Source organism: Chromatiaceae bacterium (genome assembly GCA_016714645.1).
Taxonomy (GTDB): Bacteria; Pseudomonadota; Gammaproteobacteria; order Chromatiales; family Chromatiaceae; genus M0108.
The window spans coordinates 75611-99853 of the sequence record JADKCI010000001.1 but is presented as its reverse complement, the minus strand read 5'-3'; the positions used below and the strand labels follow the sequence as shown (position 1 = coordinate 99853).

The 24243-nt window shown below is 67.1% G+C and carries 18 protein-coding genes and 1 pseudogene; 15 read left to right on the top strand and 4 right to left on the bottom strand.

The features are described 5' to 3' along the window. The first annotated feature begins 60 nt into the window (after positions 1-60). From IPN92_00420 to IPN92_00410, 3 genes are all read left to right on the top strand, one after another. The gene (locus IPN92_00420) at positions 61-2250 is read left to right on the top strand and encodes a primosomal protein N' (protein ID MBK8636795.1); all 2190 of its coding nucleotides are present in this window, start codon (positions 61-63) and stop codon (positions 2248-2250) included. A 111-nt stretch (positions 2251-2361) separates the two neighbouring features. Beyond that, positions 2362-4122, top strand: coding sequence for an arginine--tRNA ligase (locus IPN92_00415; GenBank protein ID MBK8636794.1), 1761 nt, complete (start codon positions 2362-2364; stop codon positions 4120-4122). Between the two features lies 1 nt (position 4123). Further along, complete coding sequence (locus tag IPN92_00410) at positions 4124-4918, top strand: SPOR domain-containing protein (protein MBK8636793.1); 795 nt, start codon at positions 4124-4126, stop codon at positions 4916-4918. A gap of 83 nt (positions 4919-5001) precedes the next feature. Here the strand turns inward: IPN92_00410 and IPN92_00405 are convergent, their stop codons facing one another. Beyond that, positions 5002-7068: a GTP-binding protein gene (locus IPN92_00405; GenBank protein MBK8636792.1), complete on the bottom strand. Its 2067-nt coding sequence runs from the start codon at positions 7066-7068 to the stop codon at positions 5002-5004. Positions 7069-7105: 37 nt separating this feature from the next. Here IPN92_00405 and IPN92_00400 point away from each other — a divergent pair, with 37 nt between their 5' ends. After that, positions 7106-8068, top strand: a complete 963-nt coding sequence (locus IPN92_00400) for a L,D-transpeptidase family protein (protein ID MBK8636791.1) — start codon at positions 7106-7108, stop codon at positions 8066-8068. Here the strand turns inward: IPN92_00400 and IPN92_00395 are convergent. Further along, positions 8047-8232 carry a hypothetical protein gene (locus IPN92_00395; protein MBK8636790.1) on the bottom strand — a complete coding sequence of 62 codons (186 nt, stop codon included), beginning with the start codon at positions 8230-8232 and terminating at the stop codon, positions 8047-8049. The genes IPN92_00400 and IPN92_00395 overlap by 22 nt on opposite strands. 284 nt (positions 8233-8516) lie before the next feature. Here IPN92_00395 and lpdA point away from each other — a divergent pair, with 284 nt between their 5' ends. The 4 genes from lpdA (at position 8517) to ruvB (ending at position 14089) form a co-directional block, all read left to right on the top strand. Beyond that, on the top strand, positions 8517-10184 hold the full coding sequence (lpdA, locus tag IPN92_00390) for a dihydrolipoyl dehydrogenase (GenBank protein MBK8636789.1): 1668 nt from the start codon (positions 8517-8519) through the stop codon (positions 10182-10184). A 60-nt stretch (positions 10185-10244) separates the two neighbouring features. After that, positions 10245-10784: an FUN14 domain-containing protein gene (locus IPN92_00385; GenBank protein MBK8636788.1), complete on the top strand. Its 540-nt coding sequence runs from the start codon at positions 10245-10247 to the stop codon at positions 10782-10784. A gap of 54 nt (positions 10785-10838) precedes the next feature. After that, complete coding sequence (pbpC, locus tag IPN92_00380; GenBank protein ID MBK8636787.1) at positions 10839-12932, top strand: penicillin-binding protein 1C; 2094 nt, start codon at positions 10839-10841, stop codon at positions 12930-12932. Between the two features lie 92 nt (positions 12933-13024). After that, positions 13025-14089 (top strand): Holliday junction branch migration DNA helicase RuvB, encoded by a 1065-nt coding sequence (ruvB, locus tag IPN92_00375; protein ID MBK8636786.1) that lies wholly within the window; start codon positions 13025-13027, stop codon positions 14087-14089. Between the two features lie 109 nt (positions 14090-14198). Here the strand turns inward: ruvB and IPN92_00370 are convergent, their stop codons facing one another. After that, positions 14199-14774, bottom strand: coding sequence for a L,D-transpeptidase (locus IPN92_00370; GenBank protein MBK8636785.1), 576 nt, complete (start codon positions 14772-14774; stop codon positions 14199-14201). A 222-nt stretch (positions 14775-14996) separates the two neighbouring features. Between IPN92_00370 and IPN92_00365 the strand changes: the two genes are divergently transcribed. From IPN92_00365 to IPN92_00340, 6 genes and pseudogenes are all read left to right on the top strand, one after another. After that, a complete protein-coding gene (locus tag IPN92_00365) occupies positions 14997-16010 on the top strand; it encodes a U32 family peptidase (GenBank protein ID MBK8636784.1) in 1014 nt (337 codons plus the stop codon). Between the two features lie 26 nt (positions 16011-16036). Continuing rightward, a complete protein-coding gene (locus IPN92_00360; GenBank protein MBK8636783.1) occupies positions 16037-16936 on the top strand; it encodes a U32 family peptidase in 900 nt (299 codons plus the stop codon). A gap of 27 nt (positions 16937-16963) precedes the next feature. Beyond that, entirely contained in the window at positions 16964-17545 is a 582-nt protein-coding gene (locus IPN92_00355) for an SCP2 sterol-binding domain-containing protein (GenBank protein ID MBK8636782.1), read from the top strand. Positions 17546-17738: 193 nt separating this feature from the next. After that, positions 17739-18095 (top strand): transposase, encoded by a 357-nt coding sequence (locus IPN92_00350; GenBank protein ID MBK8636781.1) that lies wholly within the window; start codon positions 17739-17741, stop codon positions 18093-18095. A 154-nt stretch (positions 18096-18249) separates the two neighbouring features. Next, positions 18250-20037: an SLC13 family permease gene (locus tag IPN92_00345; GenBank protein ID MBK8636780.1), complete on the top strand. Its 1788-nt coding sequence runs from the start codon at positions 18250-18252 to the stop codon at positions 20035-20037. 712 nt (positions 20038-20749) lie between these two features. Continuing rightward, positions 20750-20887: pseudogene (locus IPN92_00340) on the top strand (DUF4338 domain-containing protein). A 42-nt stretch (positions 20888-20929) separates the two neighbouring features. Here the strand turns inward: IPN92_00340 and IPN92_00335 are convergent. Beyond that, entirely contained in the window at positions 20930-21877 is a 948-nt protein-coding gene (locus IPN92_00335; protein ID MBK8636779.1) for an IS481 family transposase, read from the bottom strand. A gap of 425 nt (positions 21878-22302) precedes the next feature. Between IPN92_00335 and IPN92_00330 the strand changes: the two genes are divergently transcribed. After that, the gene (locus tag IPN92_00330; GenBank protein MBK8636778.1) at positions 22303-24171 is read left to right on the top strand and encodes an IS1634 family transposase; all 1869 of its coding nucleotides are present in this window, start codon (positions 22303-22305) and stop codon (positions 24169-24171) included. Positions 24172-24243 lie beyond the last annotated feature (72 nt).

Genomic DNA, 24243 nt, shown 5'->3' with positions numbered 1-24243 from the left:
CGCCCTGGCCCACCCTGAACCGCCTGGCCGAGCACCCTGCCCGAGGACCCGCCCATTATCCTGCGTATCGCCGTCCCGGTCCCCCTGCCGGGGCTTTTCGATTATCTACCGCTGGAGGCGGAGGGGAGCCCCGTACCCCAGCCGGGGATGCGCGTCCAGGTGTCCTTCGGCCCCCGGGTCCGGGTGGGCATGATTGTCGCCTTGGCCCGGGAGAGCGACCAGGAGCCGGACCGGCTCAAGCCCATCCTGGCCCTGCTCGATCCCCAGCCCCTGCTCGGCGCCGATGACCTGGAACTCATTCTCTGGGCCGCCGACTATTATCGCCAGCCCCCGGGCGAGGCCCTCTTCTCCGCCCTGCCGGCCCGGTTGCGCCGGGCCGAGCCCCCCCTGGAGCCGGTCCCTCCCGGTCAGCCGGGCTGGCGCCTGACGGCCGCGGGCCGCGACCAGGCGTCGGGGACGCGCGCCCCCCGTCAGGCCGAGATCCAGCGCCTGCTCGGCGATCACCCGGAGGGACTGGGGGAGGCCGGGTTGCGGTCCCGGCTGGGGGAGGTCAAGACCCCCTTGCGCGCCCTGGCCGAGCGGGGCTGGATCGAGCCTTGCCATCTGGTGGGTGACGAGCCGGTCAAGGCGCCGGAGTCGGGGCCGGAACTCAACCCGCGCCAGACCGAGGCGATCGCGGCGGTGAGCGCAGCCCTGGATCGCTTCCAGCCCTTTCTGCTGGAGGGGGTTACCGGCAGCGGCAAGACCGAGGTCTATATCCGCCTCCTGCTCAGGGTGCTGGAGGCGGGCGGTCAGGCCCTGCTGCTGGTGCCGGAGATCGGCCTCACCCCCCAGCTCCGGCGCCGCCTGGCGCGCCGCTTTCCGGGACGCCTGGCCATCCTGCATTCGGCCCTCAACGCCACGGAGCGGGAACGGGCCTGGCAAGCGGCGGCCAGTGGCGCGGCGGATCTGGTGCTGGGCACCCGCTCGGCGGTCTTCGTGCCCCTGCCGCGCCTGCGACTCATCCTGGTGGACGAGGAACACGACCTCTCCTTCAAGCAGCAGGACGGTTTCCGCTACTCGGCCCGGGACCTGGCGGTGCGGCGCGCCAAGCGCGCCGGCTGTCCCCTGGTGCTGGGCTCGGCGACGCCCTCCCTGGAGAGCCTGCGCAATGCTGCGATCGGTCGCTATCAGCGCCTGGAGTTGCCCGAACGGGCCGGCGCCGCCGCGCCGCCGGCCATTGGCCTCTTGGACATCCGCGCCCAGCCCCTGCGCGGCGGCCTCTCGGCGGTGCTGATCCGGCTGATGCGCGAGCAGTTCGATGCCGGTAATCAGGTGCTCCTCTTCCTTAACCGGCGCGGTTTCTCGCCGGTGCTGACCTGCCACGCCTGTGGCTGGGTGGGCGACTGCCCCCACTGCGATGCCCGGCTGACCCTCCACCTCGCGGACAACCGGCTCTGGTGTCACCATTGCGGCCTGACCCGGCCCATCCCCGTCGCCTGCCCCCAATGCGGGGGGCTCGATATCCGGGCCCTGGGCCAGGGTACCGAGCGTCTCGCGGGGGAGTTGCAGGCCCTGTTTCCCGATATCCGGGTCGCCCGGGTGGATCGCGACAGCACCCGTCGCAAGGGCGAGCTGGACCGGCTGTTGGCGGCGGCCCTCGCGGGCGACTATCCCCTCCTGGTGGGCACCCAGATGCTGGCCAAGGGCCACCATTTTCCCCGCGTCACCCTGGTCGGCATCCTGGATGCGGACAACGGCCTCTATGGCTCCGACTTCCGCGCCGCGGAGCGCATGGCCCAACTGGTGATTCAGGTCGCCGGCCGCGCCGGACGGGCGGAGCGGCCCGGGCGGGTGGTGCTCCAGACCCATCATCCGGATCACCCGCTCCTCCAGACCCTGCGCCGGCAAGGCTACCCAGCCTTTGCCGCCGCCGCGTTGCGGGAACGCCGGGAGGCCGGTCTGCCCCCCTTCACCCATCAGGCCCTGCTGCGGGTCGAAGCGAACGCCCGGGAGGCCTCCCTGGGCTGGCTGCGCCTGGCCCGGGAGGCCGCGTGCCACCTGGGCGGCCCGCGCATCAGCCTCTTTGGCCCCGTGCCGGCCCCCATGGAGCGGCGCGCCGGCCGTTATCGGGCCCAGCTCCTCGTCCAGGCCCGGGAGCGGGCCGAGTTACAGGCCTTCCTCGCCGTCTGGGTGCCCCAACTCTACGGTATCAAGGGGCAGGGCGCCGCGCGCTGGTCCCTGGACGTGGACCCTCAGGAGATGTACTGAAGCATCATCAGTGCGATTCCTGCTATCCTTAATACCCTGCCTTTCGCCGGTCCCCCCGGGACCTGGCCCTCCCCATCCATCCACGCCCAGCCGTTCGCCATAGCCAAGCCGATGAAGCAACAGGTCAAGGAACTCCTCTCAGCCGCATGGCGGCATCTGGCCGCGACCGGTCAGGTCGCTGGCGCTGACCTCCCGGATCCTCAGGTGGACCGCACCCGCGACCCCGCGCATGGCGATTTCGCCACCAATCTGGCCCTGGTCATGGCCAAGGTGGTCGGCGGCAAGCCCCGTGACCTGGCGGCGCGACTGGTCGCGGCCCTGCCGGCATCGGCGCTGATCGCGCGGACCGAGATCGCCGGGCCCGGCTTCATCAACTTCTTCCTGGCCCCGGGCGCGCATCTGGGCCTGATCCCGACCATCCTCGCCGCCGGGCCCGACTATGGCCGCAGCAAGTTGGGCGCGGGCAAGCGGGTCCAGGTCGAGTTCGTCTCCGCCAATCCCACCGGCCCCCTGCACGTCGGCCATGGCCGGGGCGCCGCCTATGGCGCCGTGGTGGCGGACCTGCTGGCGGCGGTCGGCTTTGCGGTCCATCGCGAGTATTACGTCAACGACGCCGGCCGGCAGATGGACATCCTCGGCACCTCCCTCTGGCTGCGCTACCTGGAACTGGCCGGGGAGGACATCCCCTTCCCTAGCAATGGCTACAAGGGCGACTATGTCTGGGACATGGCCGCGACCCTGCACCGGGAGCATGGCGACGCCTACCGTCATGGCGCCGAGGAGGTCTTTGCCGACATCCCGGCGGACGAGCTGGCGGGGGGCGACAAGGAGTTGCATATCGATGGCCTGGTGGCGCGGGCCAAGGCTTTGTTGGGCGACAACCGCTACCGCTACGTCTTCGAGCTGGGCCTCAACACCATCCTCGATGATATCCGCGACGACCTGGCCCTCTTTGGGGTGACCTACGACGAGTGGTTCTCGGAGCGCTCCCTGACCGAGAAGGGCGCCGTCAACCGCGCCCTGGAGCGGCTGCGCGCCGCTGGCCATCTCTACGATAAGGATGGGGCCCTCTGGTTTCGCGCCACCGCTTTCGGCGATGAGAAGGACCGGGTGGTGGTCCGTGACAACGGCCAAACCACCTACTTCGCCTCCGACATCGCCTACCACATGGACAAGATGGAGCGCGGCTTCGACCGGGTCATCGACATCTGGGGGGCGGATCATCACGGCTATGTGCCGCGCATCAAGGGCGCCCTCCAGGCCTTGGGCGACGACCCGGCCAGGCTCGATGTCCTGCTGGTGCAGTTCGCCATCCTCTACCGGGGCGGCGAGCGGATGCAGATGTCCACCCGCTCCGGGGAGTTCGTGACCCTGCGCGAGTTGCGACAGGAGGTGGGACGCGATGCCGCCCGCTTCTTCTACATCATGCGTCGCTGCGAGCAACACCTGGATTTCGATCTCGATCTGGCCAAGTCCCAGTCCAGCGATAATCCCGTCTATTACGTCCAGTACGCCCATGCCCGCGTCTGCAGCGTCCTGCGCCAGGCGGCGGACAAGGGCCTGGCGGCGGAGCCCAGCCCGGGGGTGACGCATCTGGAACACTTGACGGAGACCCATGAGCAGGATCTGCTCAAGACCCTTGCCCGCTACCCGGAGTTGGTGGAGGAGGCGGCCCTCAACGAGGAGCCCCACCAACTCACCCATTACCTGCGCGAGCTGGCCAACGACTTTCACACCTACTACAACGCCCACCAGTTCCTGGTCGAGGACGCGGCCCTGCGCGATGCCCGACTCAAGCTCATCCTGGCGGTACGCCAGGTGCTGCGCAACGGCCTCAACCTGATCGGCGTCTCGGCGCCGGAGACAATGTGAGATGACGCGGGAAAACAGCCCCAACCCGCCACCAAGGCCCCGCCATCGTCGTAATGGCTCCTGCTTTTTCTGGTTCCTCACTGGCGGCCTGCTCGGCGCCCTGGCAGTGGCCATCGTCTGGATGATGGACGAGCGCGGTGATGCCGCCGGCCCGGTCGCGGCGGGCACCCCGCGCTACGCCCAAACCCAGCCCAAGCTCCGTTACCAGTACCCGACCATCCTGCCGGAACTGGAGGTGGTGGTCCCCGACGAGGACACCTCGGATCGCCCGCCGGCCCTGCCCCCGCCGCCGCCCTCGCCGGAGGAACTCAAGGCACTCGCCAAGGCGGAGGCCGCCAAGGAGGCCGCCGCCGCCAAGGCCGGGGCCAAGGAACCCGCCAAGCCGGCGGCCAAGGAGCCCCCGAAGGATCCCGCCAAGGCCACCGGCAAGGAGGCGGCCAAGACCCCAGCTAAGGAGCCCGTTAAGGATCCCGCCAAGACGGCCAAGACGCCCGAGAAACCCCCGGCGAAGCCCGCCGAACAGACCACGAAACCGCCGGAAGCCGCCCCCACGGGGGGTGATAACGAGACCTACATCCTCCAGGTCGCCTCACTGGGGTCGCCGGAAGAGGCCGAGCGTTTCAAGGCCAAGCTCGCGCAGCAGGGTATTTCTGTGAGCATCCAGCAGGCCAGCGTCGATGGCAAAACCCATTATCGGATCCGCACCGGCCCCATGAAGGGCAAGGAAGCCGCCAGCAAGGCCAAGTCACAGTTGGCGGGCAAGGGCTTCTCGCCCATGATGATCAAGCTTAAATAGCGCCGCGATCCAGCCTGATCGCGGCGCCCAGTCCGCCGAAGGAAGCCTGCCGGGGCTAAATGCCCGGGCAGGCGTCGGGTCCCCTACACCAGATCGAAGCGCTCGAATTCCATGCTGAACTGGCCGCGCCCCTGGGTCTGGCTGCGCAGGTCCGTGGTGTAGCCGAGTACCTTTTCCAGGGCGACCTCGCAGTCGATGGTGATGCGGTCGCCCTCGGCGCGCGTGGCACGGATGAGGGCATGCCGGGACTGGAGGTCGCCGAGCACGGCGCCGAGATTTTCCTCGGGGGCCACCACTTCCAGGGTCATGAGGGGCTTGAGGGCGGCGGGACTGGCCTCCTCCAGGGCCTTGTGGATGGCGCGGGCGGCGGCGGCCCGCAGGGCGTCGGGGGTGGAGGCGGCGCCAAAGACTTCGACCCGCAGGATGCGCGCGGCCACGTCCTCGACGGGCGTCCCCAGCAGGGGACCGGACTCCAGGGCGGCATGCAGGCCGGCGCGGACCGCCGCCGCCTGCTCCAGGTTGAGGGTCGCCCCCGCGGGCAGGACCTCGGGGATGTCGTCGGAGATCTGGGTCCCGGTACCCCGATCCCGGGCCTCGACCGCCACCACCACCCGCGCCCGTCGTTCCGGAATCCGCTGCTCAATGATGGGCGGCGTGGCATGGATCATGTCGGCAGTGCCCGAGCCCAGGATGGTCTCGCGGACCGCCACCGCCGGCCGGCCACTGCGCACCCCGACGCGGAATTCGCGGTCCAGGCGCTCAATGACGATGGCCAGGTGCAGTTCGCCCATGCCGCGCAGCAGGCGCTGGCCGGTCTCCGGGTCCTCTTCCAGGCGCAGGGTGGGGTCCTCCTCCAGGACCTTTTGCAGGGCCTCCAGAAGCTTGTCTTCGTCCGTGCCGGCGGTGGGTTCGATGGCCAGGCCCAGCACCGGCTCGCGGGCCTCGATGCGCTCCAGGCGCAGCAAGTGGCCGGGGGTGCAGAGGGTGTCGCCGGTGGTGGCGTGGCGCAGGCCGGCGAGGAGGACGATATCCCCAGCCTTGGCCAGGTCCAGGCCGGTCTTGCGCCCGGCATCCACATCAAAGATGCGCGACACCATCTCGGTCGGGACGCGCCCGTCGGCGGTCAGGAACTGGACCTTGTCGCCGGGCTTGAGCTGGCTGCGGTAGAGGCGGGCGAAGACGTGGCGCCGACCCTCCCACATCTGCACCTTGAAGGCCAGGGCGACCAGGGACCCCTTGGCGTCCAGGGCCACGGATTCCTCGCTGCCATCCGGTCTCAGGGCCAGGGATGGCGGGCGGTCGAGGGGGGCGGGAAGGAGCTTGATGACGCCATCGAGGAGGGGTTGGACGCCCAGATTGCGCAGGGCGCTGCCGCCAAAGCAGGGGAAGTGGGTCCCCGCCAGGGTGCCCTGGCGCAGGGCGGTCCACAGCTCCTCCGGCTCCGGGTCCTCGCCGGAGAGGACCCGGTCGGCCAGCTCCTCGTCCTGCTCGGCGCAGGCCATGAGCAGGGCCTCGCGTTCGTCCGCGAATTGCTCCCAGATATCATCGGGGCAGGCTTCATCGATCAGCTCGGTACCCTGGTCGCCGGTGAAACCGATGAGGCGCCGCTCGATCAAATGCACCACGGAGGGGCGATCCAGGGTACCTTCCGGCAGGGGAATGGTCACGGGCACCGGCTCGGCCCCCAGCCGCTGGCGCAGGCTCTCCAGGCTGTGGCGATAATCGGCACCCGGGCGGTCCATCTTATTGACGAAGAAAAGGACGGGGAGGTTGAAACGGCAGCGCTGGCGCCAGACCGTTTCGGTCTGGGGCTCGACGCCGCGCACCCCGTCGATCACCAGGATGGCGCCGTCGAGGACGCGCATGGAGCGCTCCACCTCGACGGTAAAGTCCACATGGCCGGGGGTATCGACGATCTGGAGCAGGTGGCCTTGCCAGGGGGCCTTGGTGACGGCGGAGGTGATGGTGATGCCGTGCCGCTGCTCCTCGGCCATGTAGTCCATGTGGGCGGCGCCGTCATGGACCTCGCCAATTTTGTGGGAAGCGCCGGTATAAAACAGTATCCTTTCCGTCAAGGTCGTCTTGCCGGCGTCCACGTGAGCGGCGATACCAATGTTGCGAACGTGCGAGAGCGGCGAGGGCTTAGACATCGAAATCCATGAGGCTGTGAAATTCGTGAAAAGACAAATGTTGAGATTGAATAAGGGGCGGGCGCTGTCCCCCCTGGCGGCCGGCATGAGCCTGGCCCTGATGGCGTCTGGCTGGACCCTGTCCGCCGACGCCGCCGTCTTCAAACTGACCGACCCCAACCAGGAGGTCGTAGGTCGGGCATTCTATGTAAAGAGCCGCAAGGAAGACACCCTTCTCGACATCGGCCGTCAGAACAACATGGGCTATGACGATATGCGCATGGCCAATCAGAAGGTGGATATCTGGGTGCCCAAGGCGGGGGATGACGTCCTGGTGCCGGAGAGCTTCGTGCTGCCGGATGCGCCGCATCAGGGCATCGTGCTCAATCTGGCGGAGAAGCGCCTCTATTTTTTTCCCAGCAACGGCAAGGAGGTGGCGACTTTCGCCATCAGCGTCGGCCGTGATGGTCTCAACACGCCGCTCGGGCGTTTCAAGGTGACGTCCAAGGTGAAGGACCCGACCTGGACGCCCACGGCGGCCCACCACGCCGATCGCGCCAAGGAGGGACGCGAACCCTTGCCGGCGGTGGTGCCGGCCGGCCCCGACAACCCCCTGGGCGAGTTCGCCCTGCGCACAAGCGCGCCGAGCATTCTGATTCATGGCACCAACAAACCCTGGGGCCTCGGCATGGAGGTGAGTCGCGGTTGTATCCGCATGTATCCCGAGGGGGTGGCACAACTCTTCCCGATGGTATCGGTCAACGAACCCATCACCATTGTCGATCAGCCCTATAAATTTGGCTGGCGCGGGAATGAGTTATATCTGGAGGTGCATCGTGATCCCGAGGGGACCGCGGCATCATTTCACGATGTGGTTCCGGCGCGACTGGCACAGTCCCCGGACGTAAATTTGGATTGGAATGCGGTGAAGCGGGCGGTGGAAGGGAACGCCGGCATCCCACAGCGCGTGGGAGGCCGGCAAAGCACGGCGAACCGGCTTTACTTGGACATGATCTTTTGATACATGCGGTCAACGCGCTGAGTGGTGGCGTCGCAGCAAGCCTGAGCGGCTTCGGCCTTCTTCAGGGCGTCGGCGGCGGTATCACGAGCCTGCTGATCGGTACAGCCAGACAGGAGACCCAGGCCAAGGAGGGCGGCGGCGGACAGGGAAATGATCTTAGTCATGAATTAACTCTCCAAGAGTTGTTTGAAAATAGGGGTTTCGCCCAAGGGGGCTAGTTCATTTATAGCACAATGCCAAGCGTAAGTGCGAGCACTTGTCGCGGGTTTGCCCCTGGGGGCGTCATTCTGACCCCTGTTTCGCGTCTTTGGCAAGCGAATGCACGCCTTTTGGTCGCGCGGCTCCATATCCGGGTCCTGCCCGCTCGGGGCCCCGACCTAGTATCATGAGGCCGGGCCTGGCTGGATGCGGTCTGCCCACCACCAAAGTTATGAGGATAATAAACAAGATGAACAACAACATTGAGGTTCGCGTGCCCGCGATCGGCGGACGGGTGGCGGTCGTCGAGGTGTTGGTCGCCCCCGGAGACCGGGTGCTGAAGGATCAAGCCCTGGTCACGCTGCAAGGCGACAAGGGGGCCGTTGGGGTTGCGGCACCGGCCTCGGGTACCCTGGCCCGGATCCAGGTCAAGGCGGGCGACGGGGTGGCGGAGGGCGATCTCCTCCTGGTCCTGAACGCCGAGGCGGCGGGGGAGACCGCCGTTACCGAGATCGCCACCGAGGTGGTCGTGCTGGGCGCGGGCCCCGGCGGCTACACGGCGGCCTTCCGTGCCGCCGACCTGGGGAAACAGGTGGTCCTGATCGAACGCTACCCAAGTCTGGGGGGCGTTTGCCTCAATGTCGGTTGCATCCCCTCCAAGGCCCTGCTCCATGCCGCCCAGATCATCAACGAGGCGGCGGAGATGGCGCACCTGGGCGTGCGTTTCGGCGAGCCGGACATCGATCTGGACACGCTGCGGGCAGGTAAGGATAAGGTGGTGCAAAAGCTGACGGGCGGTCTGGCGGGTCTGGCCAAGGCGCGTAACGTCCGGGTCATCCAGGGCACCGGGCGCTTCGAGGCGCCGAACCGGCTGGCCGTCGAGACCCGCGAGGGGCGCGTCCGGATCAGCTTCGACCAGGCCATCATCGCCGTCGGCTCGACGCCGGTGAAGATCCCCGGCTTCCCCCACGAGGACCCGCGGGTCATGGATTCCACCGATGCCCTGACCCTGCCGGACATCCCCGGGCGGCTGCTGGTCGTCGGCGGCGGCATCATCGGCCTGGAGATGGCCACCGTCTATCAGGCCCTGGGTTCGCGCATCGACATCGTGGAACTCCAGGACCAGCTTATCCCGGGTTGCGACAAGGACCTGGTCAAGCCTCTGGAGAAGGTCATCAACAAGCGTTACGACCGCATCCTGCTTGGCACCCGGGTCACCGCCATGAGCGCCACCGCCGAGGGCATCAAGGTCGGCTTCGAGGGCCCGGACGCGCCGGCCGAGGATACCTACGACCGGGTCCTGGTGGCGGTGGGCCGCCGGCCCAATGGCAAACTCATCGCCGCCGAGGCGGCGGGCGTGACGGTGGACGAGCGGGGCTTCATCCCGGTGGATCAACACATGCGCACCAATGTCCCCAACATCTTCGCCATCGGCGACGTGGTGGGCAACCCCATGCTGGCGCATAAGGCCACCCACGAGGCCAAGGTCGCCGCCGAGGTCATCGCCGGCTTGCCGGCCCTGTTCGATCCTCTCACCATCCCTTCGGTGGCCTACACGGACCCGGAGGTGGCCTGGATGGGCCTGACGGAGAACGAGGCCAAGGCCAAGGGCATCGCCTATGAAAAGGGGGTCTTCCCCTGGGCCGCCAGCGGTCGCGCCCTGGGCATCGGCCGGGACGAGGGCCTGACCAAGCTTCTCTTCGACCCCACCACCAAGCGCATCCTGGGCGCCGGTATCGTGGGTCCCAATGCGGGTGAACTCATTGGCGAGACCGTCCTGGCCCTGGAGATGGGCGCGGACTACGAGGATATCGGCCTGACCATCCACCCCCATCCGACGCTGAACGAGACCATCGGCCTGGCGGCGGAGGTGGCCCATGGCTCCATCACCGACCTGCCGCCACCCCGTCGGCGCTAGGCGGAACCGGCGGGACGGGGTCTTGAATGGGGCGCCGGGGGCCAGGGGGCGGGGCGAGCGATGCGGCCCCTGACCCTGGTGGGGAGCGCGCTGGGCCTGGCGGGCGCCGTGGCGGCGAGTTCCCATCTGGCCCGTCAGTCCGAGGCCCCGGCCCTGGCCACCCCGGCACATGGGCGGCCCCCGACCGAGAGCTTTCCGGCGGACGTGAGGGCGGACACCCTGGCGCCGCCCGCGCCGGAGTCGGCCTTGCCCTTCCCGCCCGCTGGTATGGCCAGGGGCCCGGGCGCCGATCCGGCCCTGTTTTCCCCCGAGCATCTGCTGAACCTGGGATTTTCCTTTATCGTCGGGCTGGCGGTGGGCTTTGCCTTCAAGATCGCCTTCAAGATCGCGCTGGTGGGGGGCGGTCTCCTCCTGATCGCCCTCTTTGCCCTGCAGCACGCCGGCTTCATCGGCATCAACTGGTCCGGCATGGAGGCCGGCTACGACAGTTTTGCCGCCTGGTTCGGGGCCTACGCGGGCGGGCTCCGGGACTTCATGTCGAAAAACCTCTCCAACGCCGCCTCCTTCACCGCCGGCATCCTGCTGGGCCTCAAGATCTGACCGGCGCGGGCTGGGCCTTCGCTGCAATCCGGCTATGAGAAAGCGCTTGCCATCATGAGGTTGAAAGGGCCGGCTGGTCCTCGTCGCGGTCCCGGCCGCTGGCTCTTGATCGCCCTCGGGATCGGGTTCCTGGCTGGGCTCGCCGCCTTGGCAAGTCTCCCCTTCCTGGTCAACGCCCTGGAGCCCCGCCTGGGCGCCGTGCCGACCTCGCCCCTGGTCCTGGATCGTCATGGCCGCCTGTTGCGGGCCTTTACCGTCGCCGATGGTCGCTGGCGCCTGCCGGTAACCCTGGCGGAGGTGGACCCCCTCTTCATCCGCATCCTCCTGGCCTGCGAGGACCGGCGCTTCCACGACCATGGCGGCGTCGATGTCCTCGCCCTGGCCCGGGCGGCGGGGCAGTGGGCCGCGAATGGGCGCATCGTCTCCGGGGCCTCGACCCTGACCATGCAGGTGGCGCGCCTGCAGGAGGGCCAGCCGACCCGGGGCCTGGCGGGCAAGACCCGGCAAATGGTCGCGGCCCTGGCCCTGGAGCGGCGGCTGGACAAGGTGGCCATCCTCGAACGCTATCTGCTCCTCGCCCCCTATGGCGGCAATCTTGAGGGCCTTCGCGCCGCCACCCTGGCCTGGTTTGGCAAGGAGCCCGGGCACCTGACCCCGGCCCAGGCGGCCCTGCTGGTGGCCTTACCCCAAGCCCCCGAGGCGCGTCGTCCGGACCGGGACCCGGCGGCGGCCGAACGCGCGCGCGATCGGGTCCTGGCGCGGGCGGTCGCCGCGGGCATCCTCGACCAGGATGAGGCCGAGGCCGCGCGGCGCGAGCCCGTGCCCCGCCAGCGCCGCCCCTTCCCCTTGTTGGCCCCGCACGCCACCCAGCGGGCGCGGGTAGCGCATCCAGACCTGGCGGTGCAACGGCTAACCCTGGATGCGGACCTCCAGGCTCGGCTGGAAACGCTCGCCGCCGAGCGCGCCCTGGCCCTGGGCGAGCGCCTGTCGGTGGCCCTGCTGGTGGCGGATCACGGCACCGGCGAGATCCTGGCCGCCGTAGGTTCCGCCGGCCTGCTGGCGGGGGATCGCGAGGGCTTCATCGACATGACCCGAGCGGTGCGCTCGCCGGGATCGACCCTCAAGCCGCTGATCTACGGATTGGCCTTCGAGGCCGGTATCGGCCACCCGGAAAGCTTGATCGAAGACCGCCCCGCGGGCTTTGGTCGCTATGTCCCCGCCAATTTCGACCGCGACTACCAGGGCACGGTGACCCTGCGCCGCGCCCTTCAGCTCTCCCTCAACATCCCTGCCGTCAAGCTGCTGGAGGCGGTGGGTCCGGCGCGCCTGGTGGCGCGGCTGAAGCGGGCCGGGGCCCGACCGGAACTCCCAGACCTGTCGCCACCCGGTCTCGCCATCGGCCTGGGCGGGGTGGGGCTGCGCCTGACGGACCTGGTGGCGGTTTATGGGGCCATCGCCCGGGGCGGGCGGGCCCTGCAGTTGGTGGAGAACCTGTCCGCGACCCCGGCCACCCAGGACTCACCTGGCCAGCAACGGGTGTTGGAGGCTGGCGCCGCCTGGCAGGTCGCCAACATTCTGGCCGGTGTGCCGGCCCCCGAGGCCGCCAGCGCCGCCGGTCTGGCCTTCAAGACGGGCACCTCCTACGGCTACCGCGATGCCTGGGCCCTGGGTTTCGACGGCCGGCATGTGATCGGCGTCTGGGCCGGCCGGCCGGATGGTGCCCCCGTGCCCGGGCTCACCGGCATCACCGCCGCCGCGCCCTTGCTGATCGATGCCTTCGCTCGCCTGGGACCGCGTCAGCCCCTGCCCCCGGCACCGCCGGGAGTCTTGCACACGACCACCGCCAAGTTGCCCCCACCGCTACGCCAGGTCGGGGGCTCGGCCGCGACCGCCGGCCCGCGCATTGCCTTTCCCCCCGCCGGCGCTCGTCTCGCCCTGGCCCCCGGCGGGGAGGCCGAGCTGACCCTCAAGGTCCGCGACGGTCAGCCGCCCTTCACCTGGTTTGCCGACGGCGCCCCCATTGCCCGGGAGCCCTACGCCCGCGCCACCCACTGGCGCCCCGCCGGTCCTGGCTTCGTCAGCCTCGCCGTCGTCGATGCCGAGGGCCGTTCCAGCCGGGTCCGGGTCTTCCTGGAGCCCGGGCCCTGAGTGCAATCGCGGGCCCGCCGTGTCAAACTGATCTCATCCGCGGCGCCTGACCCGCTCTGCCTCAGCCGCCTGACCCCAGTCCCCGAGCCTTGATGTCCGCCTCCCCGCCTGCCCCCGATCGCCTCATCAGCCCTGACTCGGCCCCGGAAGACAAGGCGCTGGACCGGGCCATCCGCCCGCGCAAGCTGGTGGATTACGTTGGCCAGCCGGCGGTGCGCGAGCAGATGGAGATTTTCATCGGCGCCGCCCGCCAGCGCCGCGAGACCCTGGATCACGTCCTCATCTTCGGCCCCCCCGGCCTGGGCAAGACCACCCTGGCCCACATCATCGCCCATGAAATGGCGGTGGGCCTGCGCCAGACCTCGGGCCCGGTGCTGGAGAAGCCCGGTGACCTGGCCGCCCTCCTCACCAATCTGGAGCCGGGGGATGTCCTCTTCGTGGACGAGATCCACCGCCTGAGCCCGGTCATGGAGGAGGTCCTCTACCCGGCGATGGAGGACTACCAACTCGACATCATGATCGGCGATGGCCCAGCGGCGCGCTCCATCAAGCTCGACCTGCCGCCCTTCACCCTGGTGGGCGCCACGACGCGCGCCGGCCTCCTGACCTCGCCCCTGCGGGATCGGTTTGGCATTGTCCAGCGTCTGGAGTTTTATTCGGCGGAGGACCTGGCCCACATCGTTGCCCGCTCCGCCCTCATCCTCGGCATCGAGACCGAGGAGGCCGGCGCCGCCGAGATCGCCCGCCGCTCCCGGGGCACGCCGCGTATCGCCAATCGCCTGCTGCGGCGGGTGCGGGACTTCGCCCAGGTCAAGGCCGACGGTCGCATCACCGCCGCGGTGGCGGATGGCGCCCTCTCCATGCTCAAGGTGGATGTCCTGGGTTTTGATCACATGGACCGCCGCCTGCTGGCGGCCGTCATCGAGAAATTTGACGGCGGCCCCGTCGGCGTCGAGAGCCTGGCCGCCGCCATCGGCGAGGAACGCGGCACCATCGAGGATGTCCTGGAACCCTTCCTCATCCAGCAGGGCTATCTTATGCGCACCCCACGCGGCCGCATGGCGACCCAAACCGCCTACCTGCATCTGGGTATCCGCCCGCCGCGCCCCGCCGAGATCCAGGCCGGTCCCCCGGGGGACTTGTTTGGCGAGGTCTGAGCTGGCTTACTGATTGCGCAGGCCGCCTTGATCGCGGCTTTGGTCAAGCGAGTCTCGCGCGACCCCCCCTTTTTTCTTGTCGTCCGGAAATCAGCAGATAGATGGGCCTTCAAAACAGCGGGAAGGGAAAGGCGTCGCCAAAGGGGTTTGCCGACCGTGCCCGTCCCTCGTGTTTGATGAGGACCGGATCACCGACCTGGACGCGGCTGAAGAGGAGTTTGGCGTCCTCGTATTTCAGCCGTACGCAGCCGTGGGAGTCGGCGTGGCCCGGCAGCCAGCCCTCATGGATGAAGTAGGGGCCATGAAATTGCAGGGAATAGGGCATGGGGGTGTTCTGGTCGAAGTAATTGGTGTACTTGCCGGAGCGCTTGTCCTCGTCCTTGGACAGGACACGAAAGTCCCCCGCGGGGGTCGGGTGCTCGGGCGAGCCGGAGGAGATGGCGCCGCTGGCGAAAATCCGGTCATCCTCGCGATATTCGTAGGTCTGGGAGTCGAGAAAGATGGTGATGGCCCGCTGCCGGGCCGGGGGGATGGCTTGGCGCGGGTCTTCCGGGGGACGAAAGCGACCTGCCTCGGCGGTGCCCTCGCCCGGGAGGGTCTCCAGGGCCTCTTCTTGATGGGCGCAGCCGCCGCCCGCCAGGGCACTGGCCAGGAGGCTGGCGAAAACAAGGTGGCGTTGCGGCATGGATACTCTCCCAATCCTTCCTCAAGCATGATCCAGGATTTTGTCGGGCGCAACCAGGCCAGGCGCGCTCATCCTGGCGGGTCTGCCAAGGGCTGGCGGTTGAGTTAGCAGGGCATAGGCCAAGCCAAAGGCCTGGGGTCTCACTCGGGCTTGAAGCCTGTCATGACCCGATGGCGCGGGGCAGATATAATTAACCGATTCTCTCTCCCGGTCGCTTCACCCATGTCCGCATCCCCCCAGCTCGAACTCGTCTGCCCCGCCGGTAGCCTGCCGGCGCTGAAAACCGCTATCGACCATGGCGCCGATACCGTTTATCTCGGTTTCAAGGACGCCACCAATGCCCGCAACTTCACCGGCCTGAATTTCGATCCCCCGCGCCTGCGGGAAGGCATTAGCTACGCCCATGCCCGGGGTCGCAGGGTGCTGCTGGCCCTCAACACCTATCCCCAGGCCGGCAACTGGCCGAGCTGGACGGCGGCGGTGGATCGTGCGGTGGAGTTTGGGGTCGATGCCGTCATCCTCGCCGATCCCGGCCTCATGGACTACGCGGCCAAACGGCATCCGGGGTTGCGGCTACACCTCTCGGTCCAGGGCTCGGCGACCAGCTACGAGGCGATCAACTATTATCACGAGCGCTTCGGCATCCAGCGCGCCGTCTTGCCGCGGGTCCTGTCGCTGGCGCAGGTGGAGAGCGTCATCGCCCGCACCCCGGTGGAGATCGAGGTCTTCGGCTTCGGCGGCCTCTGCGTTATGGTGGAGGGGCGCTGTGCCCTCTCCGCCTACGCCACCGGCGAGTCGCCCAACTGCCAGGGCGCCTGCTCCCCGGGCCGCTGGGTGCGCTGGGAGGAGACGCCCCAGGGCATGGAGACCCGCCTCAACGGTATCCTCATCGACCGCTTCGCCGAGGGGGAACGCACCGGCTACCCGACCCTCTGCAAGGGGCGTTTCGAGGTGGAGGGCGAGACCTATTACGCCATCGAGGAACCCGCCAGCCTCAACACCCTGGAATTGCTGCCCGAATTAGCGCGCGTGGGTATTCGCGCCATCAAGATCGAGGGTCGCCAGCGCAGCCCGGCCTATGTGGCCCAGGTCACCCGGGTGTGGCGAGCGGCCATCGACGCCGTCATGGCCGCCCCGGAGCGCTTCCAGGTGGCCCCGGCCTGGATGGCCGAACTCAACAAGGTCTCCGAGGGCCAGAGCCATACCCTCGGCGCCTACCATAGGCCATGGAAATGACCCCGCCTCCCCCGGAGCCTCGCCCGATGAAACTTGCCCTCGGTCCGTTGCTTTACTACTGGCCCCGCCATGAGGTCCTGGATTTTTATGCCGGGATCGCCGCCAGCCCGTTGGACGTTGTCTATCTGGGCGAGACCGTCTGCTCCCGCCGCCATGAACTGCGCCTGGACGACTGGCTCGAGGTTGGCCGTCAACTCGCGGCGGCGGGCAAGGAGGTGATGCTGGCCTCCCAGAGCCTGATCGAGTCCGAGTCCGATCTCAAGACCCTGCGCCAGATCGTCGGCCAGGATGAATTTCGGGTCGAGGCCAACGACATGGGCGCCGTGCGCCTGCTGGCGGAGGCCGGGGTGACGAACTGGGTCGCCGGGCCGACCCTCAATATCTTCAACCCCCGGACCCTGGAACTGCTGATGGCGAGCGGCGCTGGCCGCTGGGTGGTCGCCCCCGAAATTCCCGGGGCCGAACTGGCCGCGATCCGCGCCGGCCTGGTCCCACCCATCGAGACCGAGGTTTATGCCTACGGCCGCCTGCCGCTGGCCTTCTCGGCGCGCTGCTTCACCGCCCGCCATTTCAACCTGCAAAAGGATGCCTGCGAATTCCGCTGCCTCTCCATCATGGACGGCCTGCCACTGCTCACCCGCGAGGGCGAACCCTTCCTCACCCTCAATGGCGTCCAGACCCAGTCGGCGCGGGTCCACAACCTGCTGGCCGACCTGCCGGGGCTGGCTGGCCGTGCCGAGTTACTGCGCATCAGCCCTCAGGGTGCCCATACCCTGGAGATCGTCAGGCTCTTTCGCGCCGCCTTGGAGGGGCGACTGACCCCGGCTGCCGCCCTCGACGCCAGCCGCGACTATATGCCCGAGTCGCCCTGCAACGGCTTCTGGCATGGCCGCCCCGGGGTCGAGCAATACGTTGCCGCTGAGTAACCCCTTTTTCGTCCTGGAGCCCTGACCATGAGCTTCCCGCCCCGTTTGCCCCGTCCGCCCCGCCTCATCGCCGCCCGGCTCGACCGGCTTCGCGAGCGCATCGAGGCCCGGCTGGAAAACCCCCGTATCCCGGACTTCAACCTGCCGCCCGCCCTGGCCCGGTTCCTGGCCCTGCTACCCGCGCAACCGCCCGCCCTGGCGCTGACCCTGGCCCTCAATCTGGCGCTCGACCGCATCCTGCCCCGCGACACCCTCGAACCCCTGACCGGGCGCTGGTTGCGCATGATCGTCACCGATGCCGGACTGACTCTCGACTTCCACTTGGGCGAGCAGGGCTTTCGGCCGGGCCGGCCCCGGGGGCACGCCATCGGCGGCAAGCCGGATCTGACCCTCTCCGCCCGCACCCGCGACTATCTGGCCCTGGCCCTGCGCGAGGAGGACGCCGACACCCTCTTCTTCAGCCGCCGCCTGCGCATGGAAGGCGAGACCGACCTGGGTCTGCTGGTCAAAAACACCCTGGATGCCGTCGATTGGGATGCCTTCAGGGAGCGCCTGGAGCACTTCCTGCCACCGCGCGACCCCAAGACCGCCGGGTTCTCCGCTGTCTGACCAAGGTCTGGCCGCGCCGGGTGCTGGCCTGGCGGTTGTCCAACACCCTGGAGGCGGGTTTCTGCGTGGACTGTCTGGAAGAGGCCCTGCGGGTCCATGGTCGGCCCGCGGTGTTTAACACCGACCAGGGGTCGCAGTTCACCAGCACGCGGCGTTCACGCGGGTCCTCCTGGACGCCGGCATCGCCATCAGCATGGATGGGCGTTGGGCGGCGCTGGACAGCCGCTTCGTCGAACGCCTGTGGCGCACCGTGAAGTACGAAGACGTGGACATCAAGGGCTATGCCAGCTTGCCCGAGCACTTCGCTTTCTACAGCGGCGAGCGCCCGCACCCATCCTTGGGCTACCGTACGCCCGCTGACGTGCATCGCGCGGGTGAAGGCGGCGCAACAGCAACAGCTTTTTTCTTGGCTACCGGCCGGGATAACGATCAATGGCTCGTTGTCGATTACGACAACGACCACGACCACGACCACGACAACGACAACGACAACGACAACGAGGATCGTGGTAAAGGTGTTCACTCGTCGAGTTGTTTAACTTATTTTTGAACCGTTCCTAACCTTCAGATGACATGGTCAATTTCTTGAATATGACCACCCCACTGTCCCTGCGCTGCCCCGACGGCACCGACACGATCATCGTGGTCTGTGTGACTCGTCCGCGCGATTGCCCGTCGGCCCAGTGCCTGGGTTTGTCGGCGCCATGAGCCTCCTCCTTGAGCTAAGCTGGGAAGGCTGGTTCAGCCTCGGCATCGTGATCCTCTGCTTCGGGCTGTTCGCCTTTAGCCGTGCCGCGCCGGACGTGGTGACGGCAGGCGCACTGACCCTGCTGTTGCTGTTCGGCATCCTCACCCCCGCCGAGGCGCTGAGCGGCTTCTCCAACCCCGGCATGCTGACCGTCGGCGTGCTCTATGTGGTGGTCACGGGTTTGACCCAGACCGGCGCCGTCGGCTGGATCGGCCCCAGTCTACTCGGGCGTCCGCGCGGACCGACCGACGCTCGTCTGCGCCTGATGCTGCCGGTTGCGGCGGTCAGCGCCTTCCTGAACAACACCCCGGTGGTCGCCATCTTCATCCCGGCCGTTCAGGACTGGGCCAAACGCCACCGCCTTGAGCTGTCGCGCCTGCTGATCCCGCTCTCTTACGCGAGCATCGCAGGCGGACTCTGCACCCTGATCGGGACCAGCACCAACCTGGTCGTCAACGGACTCTATATCGAGCGCGTCGGGGGCGACGGCTTTGGCTTGTTCGAGCCCATCTGGGTCGGGCTCCCGGTCACCGTTGCCGTGCTGGTGTTCATGCTCACCGCCGGCAACTGGCTGCTTCCCCGCCGCGTCCCGGCAGCCGAGAGTTATGAGGATGTGCGTCAGTACATCGCCGAGATGCTGGTACAGCCGGACAGTCCGCTGATCGGCAAGAGCATCGAGGACGCGGGCTTGCGGCAGCTTCCGGGGCTGTTCCTGATCGAGATCGAGCGTGGTGATCAGGTGATGGCGGCGGTCTCCTCCGAAGAGCTGCTCCAGGCCAACGACCGCCTCGTCTTCGCCGGCATCCTCGATTCGGTGATGGATCTGCAGAAGACGCGCGGCCTGATCCCGGCGACCAATCAGGTCTTCAAGCTCAACGTCCCGCGCCCCGGACGCTGCTTCGTTGAGGCGGTGTTGTCCGACAAATCACCGCTGGTCGGCAAGAGCGTGCGGGAAGGCCGTTTCCGCAACCATTACAACGCCGTGATCATCGCGCTGGCCCGCAACGGCGAGCGGGTGGCCTGCAAGATCGGCGACATCGAACTCGCACCCGGCGACACGCTTCTGCTGGAGACGCGTCCGGATTTTGTCGAGCAGCAGAGGAACTCGCGCGACTTTCTGCTGGTGAGCCAGATCGGCGACTCGCACCCGATCGAGCATGAGCGGGCGCCCCTCGCTATCGCCATCGTGGTCGCGATGGTCGCCGTCGTGACCATCGGCTGGTTCAGTATGCTGGAGGCCGCACTCCTGGCCGCCGGGCTCCTGATCCTCACCGGCTGCACCAATAGCCGCACCGCCCGGCGCTCACCGAACTGGCAGGTTCTGGTGGTGATCGCGACCTCCTTCGGCATCGGCGCTGCCCTGGAGAAGACGGGCGCGGCATCGCTCTTGGCAGGCGGTTTGATCGGGCTTGCGAACGGCGATCCCCTGATCACGCTCTCGTTGGTCTTTGTTGCAACGGCGATCCTCACCTCGCTGGCAACCAACAACGTGGCAGCGGTCCTGATCTTTCCGATCGCCCTGCAGGCGGCCGAGAGCATGGGGGTGTCGCCCACACCCTTCATCCTGACCCTGATGGTCGCGGCATCCGCGAGCTTCGCCACCCCGATCGGTTATCAAACCAATCTGATGGTGTTTAATGTCGGCGGCTATCGCTTCGGGGACTTCGTGCGGGTCGGCGTGCCCTTGACCCTGGTCGTCGGGCTGGTCACTGTCCTGGTGGTTCCCCTGGTGTGGTCCTTTTAACCTGAACGCGGAACGAACCAACTCGCATGATGGGCAGAACGAGAGCCAAAAGTAAGCATTCGGTCACGCCTTTCGGGACGCAGAGAAAGTAAGGAACACAGACGCAGAAATGACGTAAAACGTGCGCCATGGAAGGCACGACACGTCTCGATCCATCTGGGAGCGACCGTATCCAGGCCTCGGCACGGCTGACGGCAAGGGGTGGCGTTTAGCTCGGGAATGGGTAACGATCAGCAAACAGGAGCACATTGACCTGCGGGCGCGAGCCAGCTCCTGGGAAGCGCAGCATGCCCACGCAAAGATCTAGCTCGAGGAGCTGAAGCGGGAGCTCGCGCTCAAGGACGCCACCATCAAAGACCTTCGGCAGCGGTTTTTCGGCAAGAAGAGCGAAAAGTACGGTCCGCTGCCCTCGGAGAAGAACCGGGGCGAAGGCCACGACGCGCCCAAGCGCACGCGCGGCCAGCAGCCAGGCGGTGCGGGGTATGGCCGGACCGCGCGCCCGACGCTGCCCGTGGTCGCCGAACAGCACGATCCGGCCGATGGGCAGAGCGCGTGTCCCCACTGCGGTTTGCCTTATCGGCGCACGCCGGCGCTGGACGAGGAAAGCACGGTGATCGAGGTGCAGGCCCCCAGTGTCAGGATAGAGGTCACCTCCCCGTCAGAGATTTTTTTGTGAGGATGGGGCATCCTTGTTATCGAGGGACTTGGCGCGGGCTACCGCCCGCTGCTGCTGGAGACCTTTGTCGAGACACCACGCTTCTGCGGCACCTGCTACAAGGCCGCCAACTGGACCTGCTTGGGACAAACCAAAGGCCGCGGAAAACTCGGCCAGGCCGGTAAACAAGGCTAGGCAATCAAGGATATATGTGTCAACCCCGTGAGATTCTATACCTTATTTCTTGAATAATTCTGGGCGTTTCTCTTGCCAATCCTTCAGCGCTTGCACTGGCGAGAGGTGTCCTAACGCTTTCTGCTGGATCTGATAATTATAAAATCGCACATAGCGGGTCAGGGCCTCTTCCAGGTTGGCGGCCGCATCGAAGTGCGTGGTCGCCAGCACCTCGCTGATGCGGCCATTGAAGCGTTCGACCATGCCGTTAGCCTGGGGATGACGGGGCTTGATCAACCGGTGGTCGATGCCGTGGGTATCGCAGGTGCGATCAAAGCGATGACGCCCGGTGGGATCGCGTTCGCCGGCGGCGCAACAGCGATCGGTAAACGCGTTGTCGTTATCGGTCAACACCTTTTGGACCTTGAAGGGCGCTGTGGCGGCGAGCCGCTGGAGAAATTCGGCGGCATTGTTCGCCGTCTTTTCGCCCCAGATTTCCACGTAAATCCAGCGGGAGGCGCGATCAATGGCCACGCACAGGTACCGATGCGCGGTCTCGTCTGGCAGGGGCGGAAGAGCCTTGATATCGGCGTGAATGAATCCAGGCACATCATCCTTAAAGGTTTTCTTTGGTTGCTCCTCGTCTTCCGGCTGGGGAATCAGGGCTTGGAGATTGGAGACGCCATGCCGCCGCAGGCAGCGATCCATGCCTGAACGCGAGACGGCGGGATTGAGGAACTCGCGGGTCACCGCCAGCAAGTCATCCAAGGAGAGGAACAAGGTGGTGCGTAACTCGACGACAACCCGCTCTTGGGCCGGCGTCAGGGTCGCATGCAGGTGATGGGGACGATGTGAGGCATCTTCGCCGGTTTCGCGCTGCCGCCATTTACGCACCGTGGCGCGATTCAGGTGGTACTCGCGGGCCAGTTCGCGCTCTGACTTGGTGGATTCGCGCAGTTCCTGGCGAATCGCGGGCGTGGTCCGCGCATTTTTATGCAGGTTCAGATTCATGGTTCGCCGGTCTCCGGTCAGTCGTTGCCCTAATAACGGATAACTTCGTGTCGGTATATAACCATACGGGGCTTGACTGCGATTCGGTTTCGATTCGTTCGGTTAGGTCTTCGGGGAGTTTTTTGGGCATGGCTCCAAGGCTGTTTGGCGCGATTACCGCCTAACGCGCCAAAAACTAGCTTTATTGGCGCGATCAGTCAAGATTCGCGCCATTCCTATTGGCGCGATAGGGGTGAGGCCCGCCCTGGTCCTAACCCATCTTTGTCATTCCACCCCCCTCATCCGCCCAACACCCCCGCCTTTCCGCCGCGGCGAGGCGGGTGGCCCAAACCGGGTCAATGGCTTAGCGATTCGCGTCGCCGCGTAGTGCCATAATATTGTTAATAACCCTTGCCAGGGTCCGGCGCAGGGGCTAAGCTGCGCCCATGTATATTCGTCGCACCACCATCAAGAGCCGCGAGACCGGCGAGCCCTATTACACCTACCGCCTGGTAGAGTCGGTGCGCACTTCGACGTCGGTGCGCCAGGTCACGCTGCTCAATCTCGGGCGCCAGTTCGAGGTGCCGCGCCCGCAGTGGGGCCCATTGGCCGGGCGCATCGAGGCCCTGGTGCAGGGGCAATTGGATCTGATCGCCGACGGGTTGGATCCGCAGTGGGAGGCGCTGGCGCGGGACTGTGCGGCCCGCCTGGTCAGCCGCCGGGGCACGACGGTGGCGGCGAAGGCGGCCGCCGCGCAGTGCGACTATCAGCGGGTGGACCTGGAGCGCCTGGAGGTCGTTCGCCCGCGCAGTGTCGGGGCCGAGCAGGTGGCGCTGGAGGCGTTGCGGCGGCTGGGGTTGGACGTCAAGCTGGCGCAATTGGGCTTCAATCGTCACCAGTTGGGCGCCGCCATCGGGGCCATCATCGGGCGCATGGTGCGCCCGGGCAGCGAGTTGGCAACCCACCAGTGGCTGCAACTGCGCAGCGGTCTGGGGGAATTGCTGGACTACGACTTCGCCGCCCTGGACCTGAATCAGTTGTATCGGGTGAGCGACCGGTTGTTGGCGCACCGCGCCACGCTGGAGGGCTTTCTCTACCAGCAGGAGCGCGACCTGTTCGCGCTGGCCGAGACCATCACCCTGTACGATCTGACCAATACCTTCTTCGAGGGCACGGCGCGCGGCCATGCCAAGGCCAAGCACGGTCACTCCAAGGAGCAGCGCTCCGATGGCCCCTTGGCGACCCTGGCCCTGGTGCTCGATGGCAGCGGCTTCCCCAAGCGCAGCAAGGTCTTTGCAGGCAACATCAGCGAGCCCAAGACCCTGGAGCAGATGCTCGAGCGCCTGGCGCTCGCCCCCGCTGCGGTGGCCCCGACGGTGGTGCTCGATGCCGGCATCGCCACCGCAGCCAACCTCACCTGGCTCAAGGACCAGGGCTACCGCTATTTGGTCGTCAGCCGCGAGCGCCACCAGGAGTTCGATCCCGAGCAGGCGATCCTGATTCGCGAGGCGGGAGCGACCCGCATTCGCGCCCAGCGCGTGGTTGACGAGGCCAGCGGGGAGGTACGCCTGTACTGTCATTCCACCGGCCGCGAGGCCAAGGAGCGGGGCATCGAACAACGCTTCTCCAACCGCCTGGAGGCGGACCTAAAATACCTGGCCGAGGGGCTCAATATACCCCGTCGCGTCAAGGGCTACGACCAGGTCCAGATCCGCATCGGGCGGCTGCGCCAGCGTTACTCCAGGGTGATCCGCTTCTACGACATCCACCTGGAGAAAGACACAGCCAGCGGCAATGCCAAGGCCCTGGTGTGGACGCGCATCATACCGACCGAGGACACCCTCCCCGGGGTCTATTGCCTGCGTACCAACCAGGCCGACTGGGATGAGCGCACCCTGTGGGATACCTACACCATGCTCACCGATCTGGAGGCGGTGTTCCGCTCGTTGAAGTCGGAGCTGGGCCTGCGCCCGGTCTATCACCACCAGAGCGCACGGGTCGACGGCCATCTGTTCCTCTCGGTATTGGCCTACCACCTGGTCCACAGCGTGCGTCTGCAACTCAAGGCTCAGGGCATTCACCTGAGCTGGGAGAGCCTGCGCAACCAACTCGACGGCCAACAGCGGGTGACCGTCATCCTCCATCGCGACGACGGTCAGATCTACCACATCCGCAAAGCCACCCGCCCCGAACCCCACCAGCAGGACCTCTACAACGCCCTCGGTCTGCCCCACCTGCCGGGCAAGACGGAGAAGACTCTCATTGACCCGAACGCCCCGCCGATCCCACATGTAGTGACCAACGCCGCCGGATGATCATCGTAACCAATTGTATGTAAAAGATGCTATGGGTTGGGGTGACAAAGATAGGCTAACCCTTTTCCAGCC